Here is a 977-nt window from a genome sequence, read left to right as displayed (position 1 = left end):
CCAGTAGCAACGGTGACCTGGTTCAGATCACCTTTGATTCATGCTGACGAGACCTCTCATCACAGAAATGATGAACAAAGCCTTCGCTGGTGTTGGTTAGTGGCAAGTGATGACCTTGTCTATGAGCAAATACTTTATTCGCGCTCGACCTCATCAGCGAAAAAGGTCATTGATGAAGACTATGCAGGCATTGTGGTCAGCGACCAGTGCCCTAGCTATAACTGGATAGCCGCAGACCGTCATCAGTTATGTTGGGCACATGTGAAGCGTAACCTTCAGCAAATGGCGGATTATAGTGGCGGTGGCCACACCGCTTATATTGGCAAACATCTTTGTTTGCTGACGAACGCCATTTTCCATACTCGGCATCGTTATGAGCAAGGTGAATTGGATTATTCACGGTACTTGCGGCGAATGCACAGGCTACAAAAATCGTTCGATCATTGGTTGAGCAAAGGGACAGGTGTGATGGTCAAGCGGTATAGAGGGCGATGCAAGTTACTGCTTAAACATAGAGAGAGCTTGTGGGTTTTCCTCAAGAAAACGTCAATCCCCTTAACCAATGAAGCTGAGCGATGTATTAGAGGTTTTGTCATTCAAAGGAAAATCAGCTTCGGAACGACCTCGGATGCAGGTGATAAATTCCGAAGTAGGATACATACCCTCATCGAAACCTGCAAAAAGCGTGGCTTATCGGCAATGTCAGTGTTGAGTGAAATCATCACGGCTGTTGTGACGAAGAGACCGTACCCAAACGTTTTTGATCTATAAACTGCATATGTTTCTTCAGATCTGGGAAGTCAAGATACCTCGGTGAACGCTTGCCTATACAGGGCTTGGTGCATAGAAATCATAACTTTGAGAGTACTAGCTTTTCCACGGCCACGACCTGGTGTCCAGCTTATCCAACCATAGTCATGTAGCATTTTTATAACATTGGAAGTATTACGCCGAGAGGTTGCGAATACGGTTTCTAA

2 protein-coding genes are annotated in these 977 nt (G+C 45.6%); one reads left to right on the top strand and one right to left on the bottom strand.

What is annotated here, in order from left to right:
• Positions 1 to 771: IS66 family transposase (tnpC, locus tag R7044_RS24490; RefSeq protein ID WP_225455909.1), on the top strand; the 771-nt coding region annotated here is incomplete at its 5' end.
• A gap of 29 nt (positions 772 to 800) precedes the next feature.
• Here the strand turns inward: tnpC and R7044_RS24485 are convergent.
• Positions 801 to 977, bottom strand: a 177-nt coding sequence (locus R7044_RS24485; protein ID WP_263857031.1) for an SgrR family transcriptional regulator, incomplete at its 5' end; no start/stop codon positions are given.

The organism is Vibrio sp. 1402 (assembly GCF_033340275.1).
The sequence above is the reverse complement of the archived record's forward strand: the minus strand, read 5'-3'. Positions and strand labels throughout refer to the sequence as shown.